The organism is Chthoniobacterales bacterium (assembly GCA_036569045.1).
In the GTDB taxonomy this organism is placed as follows: Bacteria; Verrucomicrobiota; Verrucomicrobiia; order Chthoniobacterales; family JAATET01; genus JAATET01.
This window is the reverse complement of the sequence record DATCRI010000068.1, coordinates 1-8,495: the sequence shown is the minus strand read 5'-3', so window position 1 is coordinate 8,495 and position 8,495 is coordinate 1. Positions and strand designations below refer to the sequence as shown.

Below are 8,495 nucleotides of genomic sequence, written 5' to 3'. Positions count from 1 at the left end.
CTCGAGGGCCTCGTCGAGGCCGAAATTGCTCATGACGGTGGCGACCAGGGTGTCGCCCGCCAGTCGGCCACGCCGGAGATTTTCGATCGCGGCAATCGCCAGAATTTCGTCGCCGTCGACGAGTTCGCCGTTCTCGTCGCAGAGGAGCGCGCGATCTGCGTCGCCATCGTGGGTGATTCCGACCTGGGCACCGCTCTCGCGCACGAGGCGCTCGATTTCGGACGGGTAGGTGCTGCCGCAGTTGGCGTTGATGTTCGTGCCGGACGGGGCGTTGTGGGCGACGACGAGGTCCGCGCCCAGTTCGCGAAGAATGCACGGCGTCGACTTGTAGGCGGCGCCATTGGCGCAATCCACCGCGATGCGCAGCGATTCGAGCGTCATTCCCCGCGGGAAGCTGCGCTTTGCGTGCTCGACGTAGCGGCCGAGGGCGTCGTCGATGCGGGCGGCACGACCGATCCTGCCGGCGGTCGGGCGGATATTCTCGATTTCGCCGCTGAAGACTAACTCCTCGATCCGCGCCTCGATGGAGTCGTCGAGCTTGTAGCCGTCGTGCCGGAAGAACTTGATGCCGTTGTCTTCGTAAGGGTTGTGCGACGCGCTGAGCACGATGCCGGCGTCGGCCCGCAGCGACCTCGTGATGTAGGCAACGCCGGGAGTGGGCAGCGGACCGATCAGCAGAACGTCAACGCCGAGCGACGTGATCCCGGCGACCATGGCATTCTCGAGCATGTAGCCGGAGAGACGGGTGTCCTTGCCGAGGACGATCTTGGGCCGGACGCCGTCGCGACGACCGTAGGGGCCGCCATTGCTGCTGAAAATATGAGCGGCGGCGCGGCCGAGCTTGAGCGCGGTTTCGGCGGTGACGGGCTCGATATTGGCGACGCCACGGACGCCATCGGTGCCAAAGAGTTTACGGGAATCGGTCATCTGCGGGATTGGGTAGCTGCGGCGGGATCGGGCCAGGGTTTGCTGACAGGGGTCTGCTTGACGTTCTGCTTGATCACCCACCACAGGCCGGAGGCGAGCAGCAGGCAGGCGAGCTTAGGCCTCCAGCGGTGGGTCAGTCTCTGGGCGATCGTCATACTTCTCCAAAAGTAAAAGCTGGCTGAGGCGGTGGCGAAATTTTTCCACGCCGAGGTCCCGTTCGATGAGGCCGTTATGGCAGATCGAGACCTGGCCGGTCTCCTCGCTCACGACGATCGCCAGGGCGTCGGATTCCTCGCTGAGACCGAGCCCGGCGCGATGGCGCAGGCCGAGGTTTCGGTCGAGATCCTCTCGTTGCGTGAGCGGGAAGATGCAGCCGGCCGCGATCATCCGATCGCCGGAAAGAATGAGGCCGCCGTCGTGCAGCACGGTCTTCGGCTGGAAGATCGTGAGCACCAGCTCCTTGGAATAGTCGCAATCGATGATCACACCGGTCTCGGCGATGGTGCGGAGGTTGATCTCGCGCTCGATGGCAATGAGGGCGCCGAAACCCTTGCCGGCCAGCTCGAAGACAGTGTCGGTGACTTCCTCGATCGTCTCGCGATTCTCAAAGGCGGAGCCGAAGAAGCGATGGCTGCCGAGTTCGGTGAGGGCGCGGCGGAGCTCCGGCTGGAAAATCACGACGAGCGCGATGATGAAAAAGAGCGAGAAGCTGCGGAGCAGCCAGCTGATGACGACGAGATTCAGCAGCGTCGAGATGAGGGTGAACGTGAGAACGATCAGTCCCAGGCCGATGAGGATGCGCGCGCCGCGGGTGCCTTCGAGGTAGGTGTAAATGTAGTAGAGGGCGATCGCGAGAATGATGATCTCGATCGGCGCGGTCCAGTTCTCGCGGATAAGGTCCCAGATCGGCTCCGTCATGCTGGCACTCCGTCGAGAATGGCCTCGGTCATTCGCATCGCTTCGTGATGCGGGCGGGGATCGTGCACCCGGAAAATTCGCGCGCCGCGTTCCCGGCAAAGGCTGGTGAGGGCGACGCCCGGCCAGAAGCGGTGCCGGGGATCATTCGTCCCCAAGGTCCGACCCAGGAAGGATTTGCGCGAGGCTCCGATGAGCACCGGGCGTCCCGCGATGGCAAAGGCATCGCAGCATCGGAGAAGGGCGTGATTGTGCTCGGGCGTTTTGCCGAAGCCGATTCCGGGGTCCAAGGCTATCTGTGCGGGGTCGATGCCCGAGGCTACTGCCGCGTCAAATCGCTGTCTAAGAAATTCCCGGACTTCGGCGACGACATCGTCGTAAACGGGCGCGATCTGCATCGTGCGCGGAGTTCCTCGCATGTGCATGAGGACGACGCCGGCATCGCTTTCCCGGGCGGCCTCGAGCATTCCGGGATCACCGGCCAGCGCGGTGATGTCGTTGATGATGTCCGCTCCGGCGGCAATTGCCGCCGCCGCGACCGAGGCCTTGCAGGTGTCGATCGAGATCAGGACGTCGGACGCCGCCCGGAGACGTTCGATGACCGGCAGCACCCGCGCGAGCTCCTCGGATTCGCCGACCGGTTCGGCGCCGGGGCGGGTGGATTCGCCGCCGACGTCGATGATGTCGGCGCCCTCCTCAGCCATGGCAAGCGCATGGGCGCAGGCCCGATCCGGATCCACGAAGGCGCCGCCGTCGGAAAACGAGTCGGGCGTGACGTTAAGCACGCCCATGATCGCGCCGTGTCGCGACAAATCGAGTGTCCGCCGCCGTGTCCGCCAGATCGGCATTACTTGCGCTTTCTCGGGGCGATCTTCGGAACGCGGATGGATGCCGAGCGTCCGTGCGCGTCGAGACCCTCGATTTCGCTGAACGTTTCCAGATAGGGCAGCGATTTGCGGAGCGATTCTTCGTCGAATCGCACGATGCTCGTGCGCCGCTGGAACTGATCCACGGTGAGGCCCGCGAACGACTTCCCGGCGCCGCCGGTGGGTAGTTCGTGGCTTGGTCCGGCGAGGAAATCGCCGCCCACCACGGGGGAAATGCCTCCGAGGAAGATCGCGCCGGAAGTGACGAGCTCGCGAGCGATCTCGCCGGGCTTCCGCGTAGCGACGGAGACGTGCTCCGACGCGAAGGCATTGGCCAGATCGATGGCCTCGTCGAGATCGCGCACCTGAACGAGCAGCGCATTGGCGAGGGCTTCCTTCAGGTGCTCGGGACGGGCGGATTGCGCGGTCTGACGGTCGACCGCCGTCGTGACAGCGTCGATCAGCTCCGCCGACGGCGTCAGCAGGATCGCAATGCTGCCGTGGCCGTGCTCCGACTGGGCGAGCAAATCAGCGGCAATCCATTCGGGATTCGCGGCTTCGTCGGCAATGACGAGCACTTCGCTCGGTCCGGGCAGGAGGTCGATCGCGCAGAGGCCGACAGCCTGGCGCTTGGCCTCGACGACGTAGGCATTACCGGGGCCGAAAAGCTTCGCCGCCGGGGCAATTGTCTTCGTGCCAAGGGCGAGCGCCGCGATGGCCTGGGCCCCACCGACCCGATAAATTTCCGTCGCGCCGCAGAGATGCAGGGCCGCGAGCAGAGCCGGCTGGACGGCGCCGTCTTTCGCGGCCGGCGTCACGGCCACGATCTCGGGGACCTCGGCGGTTTGAGCCAGCGTGCAGGTCATGATGGCGGTCGAGACGAGCGGGGCGGTGCCGCCGGGAACGTAGATGCCGACGCGTTGAAAGGGATCGAAACGCTCGCCGACGAAGACGCCCTGCTTGTTCTCGGTGAACCAGCTTTCGCGGAGGCTCGCCTTCGCAAACGCCGCGACGTTCGTGCGCGCGGCGAGGATCGCCCGGCGGACCTTGGCAGGAAGGGCCGCGACGGCGGATTCGATCTCGGCCTCGCTCACGCGGAGCTTCCGGGGAGTGAGCTTCGGCCCGCCGAATTTCTCGGTGTAATGCAGCAATGCGCGGTCGCCGTCCTTCGCAATGGCGGCGAAGACCTCGGTCACAGTCGCCTGCACGGCCGGCTCGGGAGCGGAGCGGCGATCAAGCGGGCGGATTTTCTTTTCGTATCCCTTTTCCGAACAACGAACGATGCGCATGTCGCCCGTATCTAAGCGCAAAGCCCGCGCGCTTCAAAGTCTCGTTGGAGTCATTCCTGCGAATGCGCAATCACCGTGCGGTCCGAATACACGTCGCGGTTGCTGGCCTGGAACTCCGCCTTGAGCTGCACCTTCAATCCCGAGAGGTCCACGAGTTCCCATTTCTGGAGGCGCAGATGACGCGCGTCGGCGCCGGAGTGCTCGATCCCGAGGAGCAGGTGCATCGCGTCTTCGTGGATCTTGCCGGTGAGGGCCTTTGGCTCGTAGTAAAATGTGCGAAGCGAGCTGGCCCGGCTGCCGCGCGCGTAGAGTTTCGGATCGAGAAAGAATACCGTGCCGTTGCGGGTCTCGACGCGCAGATCGGGGTAGCCGGAGCGCTGTTCGCGATCCATCTCGGTGCGAGGAATTTTGCATGTCCACCCGGGAATGGCATTCAGCTGGCGCCGCAACTCGTCCTCGAGGAAGCGACTGGCTTCATTGATCCGCCCGGCGGTGTGAATCGGGTGCGAGGGGGTGTTGAGGGCGCGAATCGTGGCATCGAAGGCGGTGCCGAGCTCCAGAAGCAGACCGGCCCGCGCCTTTTTATCTACCGGAAGAACCTGGTGACCGGTCGTCAGTTCGATGACCTCGGGAAACGGCACGTTTTGAAGGGAGTCGCGATCCTTCAGGATCGACAGCAACGGAGCCTCAGCGGCGGCCAACGGAAGCAAAGCTGCCGCGAAAATGGTCCCGAGCGCCAAAGGCAGCGCCCTCATGCGATTTCGATCGCGTTCTGCACGGCCTCATGGGCCCGAGCGCAGGCTTCTGCGGTGCGGGCATGGATTTTCAAAAGCGGGGCGCCCTTTTCGACGGATTCTCCGACCTTGCGGATATCGCTGAATCCGACCGCGAAATCCACGGCGTCCGTGGATTGTTGCCGCCCGGCTCCGAGCTGGACACTGGCGCGACCGATTGTGCCGGCGTCGAAGCGAACGATCCGGCCTGCGGTGGCGGCTTCGAGGGTTTCGATAATCGGGGCGGCGTGCACTTCGAGCATGCGTTCCAGGGCGCCAGCGTCGCCCTTCTGCGCCTCCACCAAAGCGACGAAGCGTTCCCAGGCGGCGCCGGTTTCTAAATGACGCGCAAAGACTTCGGCGGGGCGATCGGAAACCGTCGCGCAAAGATCGAGCGTGGTCTCGAGCAAATCGGCTGGCCCGCGGCCCTGGAGGGTCTCGACGGATTCAAAAACTTCGAGCGCGTTGCCCACCGTGCCGCCGAGGGGTTCGTCCATGGGATTGAGGCGCAGGGTCGTGACGACGCCATTCTCGTTGCCCGCCGCCGCGAGGCCCGCGCCGAGGGCTTCCGCCTCGGCCCGCGTTTTCATGAAGGCGCCGGAGCCGAACTTCACGTCGAGCACAAGGCGGTCGAGCGATTCGGCGAGCTTCTTCGACATGATGCTCGCAATGATCAGCGCGGGAGAGGGCACCGTGCCGGTGACGTCGCGCAGGGCGTAAAGTTTTTTGTCGGCCGGGCAAAAATCGGCCGTCTGTCCCGCCATGAAGACCCCGATTCGCTCGAGCTGGCGCAATCCCTCCGCCTCGGAAACCTGCACCTCGAAGCCGGGAATCGCCTCCAGCTTGTCAAGCGTGCCGCCGGTGATTCCCAGACCACGTCCGGAAACCATCGGCACCCAGAACCCCTCACAGGCGAGCAGCGGAGCGAGAATCAGGGAGACCTTATCACCGATGCCGCCCGTCGAGTGCTTGTCGACCTTCGGGGGCGTGTTCGCCGGCCAGCGGAAGACGCGGCCGCTGTCACGCATCGCCGCGGTGAGGGCCGCCGTTTCTGCCGCAGTCATTCCGCGAAAGAAGACCGTCATCGCGAAGGCAGCCATCTGGTAATCGGGCACGTTCCCCGCCGTGAATTGCTCGATGAGTGCGGAAATTTCCGCGGGGCTCAGCTCTCCGCCGTCCCGTTTGCGCTCGATCCATTGCGGCACATGCATGGCCGCCTACAAAACGGCGAAACCCGGTTCCTGAAAAGCGGGAAGTCCGGGCAAAACAAAAACCCCCGCCTCGAAAGGCGGGGGTCGAACGAAACAACCCTCGACGTCTGCTACGAACGCCGAAGGCGGTTGAAAATAATCAGGCGGCGGCGACGGGAGCGGTCTCCACGTTCACGCGGCGGCCGGCGCGGTCGAATTTGACCTGACCATCGGCGAGCGCCCAGATCGTGTAGTCGCGGCCCAGACCGACGTTGCGGCCGGGGATGAACTTCGTGCCGCGCTGGCGGATGATGATGTTGCCGGCGACGACGGATTCTCCGCCGAACTTCTTCACGCCGAGGCGCTTGCTCGTGCTATCGCGTCCGTTCTTGACGCTGCCCTGTCCTTTTTTATGTGCCATGGCGGGTAATTAGATGGAGATGGATTTGATCTTGAGCTTCGTGAGCTGGCGGCGATGACCGACGGTGCGGTGATAGCCCTTGCGGCGCTTGTATTTGTAAGCGATGACTTTCTCGCCCTTGTGCTGCTCGACGACTTCGGCCGTGACCGAGGCGCCCGCGAGAAGGGGAGAGCCGAACTGAACCTTGTCACCGTCCGCGAAAAAGAGAACATCGAGGACGGCATCCTTGCCGGCTTCCAGATCGAGCTTTTCCACGTCGATCAAGTCGCCTTCTGCGACGCGGTATTGCTTGCCGCCGGTTTGAACAATTGCGTATGCCATAAAAAATGCCTTGTGAGAACCGGGGAAAGTGACAGCGAAAGGAATTTGGTTCAAGCGAAATTTCTTTCTTGCGCCCGGAAAGTTTCGTGAGACACTGCCCCTCCTTTCACGCGAGGCGAGAAATCTCCGCGCGTTCCACTTAAGCTCGGGTGGTGAAATGGCAGACACGTGCGTTTGAGGGGCGCATGCCGCAAGGCATGGGGGTTCAAGTCCCCCCCCGAGCATTTTTCCCGGCCGATTCCGGCCTTGGATTTTCAACGATTCTCCTAAAACGGCTCGCTCGCGCCCGGATTTCGGAAGAATGCGAACGCCTTCAGGCGGCAGAAGAATCGGGGACATAAAAAATGCAGGCCGCCGCGACGAATGCCACGACGGCCTGCTGTTCCCCCCAGAACAGGTTCGACGATCCCACAAGTGCGGCAAAATGCAATGAATTTCTTTGGGGCGCCACGGACGGGCTTCGTCCATCAGGGTAATTTTCTTGCCGGGGTTCGTTGCGCCGATAACGCTGGCGGGCGATTCCTTCGGGCGTCTCCGATTTTCTTACGATGCTGTTACCTCTTACCGACGAAGCGATTCTGGAACGGGCCGGACAGGTGCTGGCTATCGAGATCGAGGAGCTGGAAAAGCTGAAAGGCCGGTTGGGCGCGGAATTCGTGCGCGGAGTGCGCCTGCTGCTCGGCGGCATTGCTCGCGGCGGGAAGATTATTGTCATCGGCGTCGGCAAGTCCGGGCAGATCGGGGACAAGATCGCGGCGACCTTCGCGAGCACGGGGTGCGTGTGCGTGGTGCTGAATGCCCTGAACGCGCTGCACGGCGATGTGGGCGTCGTCGAGGATGGCGACGTGGTGATCGCGCTGAGTTACGGCGGCGAGACCGAGGAATTGCTGAAGACGCTTTCCGTGCTTCGCCGGTTCAATGTCGAGATTTTGGGAATCACCGGAGTGCCGGATTCCACTCTGGCCCGGCTGAGCACGGTGACGCTGAACGTGGCCGTCGAGAAGGAGGCCTGTCCGCTGAATCTGGCGCCGACGTCGAGCACCACGGCGATGCTTGCGCTGGGCGATGCGCTGGCGATGGTCGTGCTCGAGGCAAAGGGGATGAGTCGGGAGGATTTCTCGCGCTATCATCCGAGCGGAAGTCTCGGTCGCGCGCTGCTCACCCAGGTCACGGACGTGATGCGCGGGCGGGAACGGATCACGCTCGTCGCCGCGGACGAGACGGTGCGGACGGTCCTGCGCAAAATGAGCGCGGGCAAGAACGGGGCGGCCGTCATCGAATCCGCCGACGGGCAGCTCGGAGGCATTTTTACGCATGGCGACTTTGCGCGCCTGTTCAATCAATCCACTGACATCGCCGACGAACCCGTGGGCAAGCACATGACGCAGCGACCGGTGCAGATCGCGAAGGATGCGCTGGCCGTGGAAGCGCTGGCGCTGCTGCGTGCCCATCAGGTGGACGAAATCGTGGTGGTGGAGGGCTCGCGCGTGGCGGGCGTGATCGACGTGCAGGATCTTTCCCGGCATCGCCTGCTGTAAGCACGAGAACTTTCTGCCGATGTCCGCCGCTACCGAAAAATCACCCGCCGTGCGCGTGTTCCTTGTCATTGCGCTGTTGGCGGGCGCGGGGATTCTCACGGCGACGGCTTTTCATTTCGATGGATGGGCGCGGCAGCAGATCGTGGCCGCCCAGGGCAAGGGCTGGAAGAAGAGCGAGGCCGCCCGGGTGCAGGGAGCGGTGAGTCGTTACGGCGACTGGCCGTTTCTCATGGTCTTCGGCGGGGCGGGGCTTTT

At 63.7% G+C, this 8,495-nt stretch carries 10 protein-coding genes and 1 tRNA gene; 3 read left to right on the top strand and 8 right to left on the bottom strand.

Annotated elements, in window-relative coordinates; all coding sequences use genetic code 11:
* From glmM to rplU, 8 genes are all read right to left on the bottom strand, one after another.
* Positions 1-927: phosphoglucosamine mutase (gene glmM / locus VIM61_13100; protein ID HEY8901342.1), on the bottom strand; the 927-nt coding region annotated here is incomplete at its 3' end.
* Positions 928-1,041: 114 nt separating this feature from the next.
* The gene (cdaA, locus tag VIM61_13095; GenBank protein ID HEY8901341.1) at positions 1,042-1,845 is read right to left on the bottom strand and encodes a diadenylate cyclase CdaA; all 804 of its coding nucleotides are present in this window, start codon (positions 1,843-1,845) and stop codon (positions 1,042-1,044) included.
* Positions 1,842-2,633 (bottom strand): dihydropteroate synthase, encoded by a 792-nt coding sequence (gene folP, locus VIM61_13090; GenBank protein ID HEY8901340.1) that lies wholly within the window; start codon positions 2,631-2,633, stop codon positions 1,842-1,844. The genes cdaA and folP overlap by 4 nt, the downstream gene beginning before the upstream one ends.
* A gap of 56 nt (positions 2,634-2,689) precedes the next feature.
* Entirely contained in the window at positions 2,690-3,997 is a 1,308-nt protein-coding gene (gene hisD, locus VIM61_13085; GenBank protein ID HEY8901339.1) for a histidinol dehydrogenase, read from the bottom strand.
* Positions 3,998-4,047: 50 nt separating this feature from the next.
* Entirely contained in the window at positions 4,048-4,698 is a 651-nt protein-coding gene (locus VIM61_13080; GenBank protein HEY8901338.1) for a hypothetical protein, read from the bottom strand.
* A 50-nt stretch (positions 4,699-4,748) separates the two neighbouring features.
* On the bottom strand, positions 4,749-5,981 hold the full coding sequence (locus tag VIM61_13075; protein HEY8901337.1) for a thymidine phosphorylase: 1,233 nt from the start codon (positions 5,979-5,981) through the stop codon (positions 4,749-4,751).
* Positions 5,982-6,120: 139 nt separating this feature from the next.
* The gene (gene rpmA / locus VIM61_13070) at positions 6,121-6,381 is read right to left on the bottom strand and encodes a 50S ribosomal protein L27 (GenBank protein ID HEY8901336.1); all 261 of its coding nucleotides are present in this window, start codon (positions 6,379-6,381) and stop codon (positions 6,121-6,123) included.
* A 9-nt stretch (positions 6,382-6,390) separates the two neighbouring features.
* Positions 6,391-6,702: a 50S ribosomal protein L21 gene (rplU, locus tag VIM61_13065; protein ID HEY8901335.1), complete on the bottom strand. Its 312-nt coding sequence runs from the start codon at positions 6,700-6,702 to the stop codon at positions 6,391-6,393.
* 143 nt (positions 6,703-6,845) lie between these two features.
* Here rplU and VIM61_13060 point away from each other — a divergent pair.
* The 3 genes from VIM61_13060 to VIM61_13050 form a co-directional block, all read left to right on the top strand.
* Positions 6,846-6,926, top strand: a tRNA-Leu gene (locus VIM61_13060).
* A gap of 324 nt (positions 6,927-7,250) precedes the next feature.
* The gene (locus tag VIM61_13055) at positions 7,251-8,240 is read left to right on the top strand and encodes a KpsF/GutQ family sugar-phosphate isomerase (GenBank protein ID HEY8901334.1); all 990 of its coding nucleotides are present in this window, start codon (positions 7,251-7,253) and stop codon (positions 8,238-8,240) included.
* A 19-nt stretch (positions 8,241-8,259) separates the two neighbouring features.
* Positions 8,260-8,495 (top strand): hypothetical protein (locus VIM61_13050; protein ID HEY8901333.1); only part of this gene is annotated, 236 nt, incomplete at its 3' end.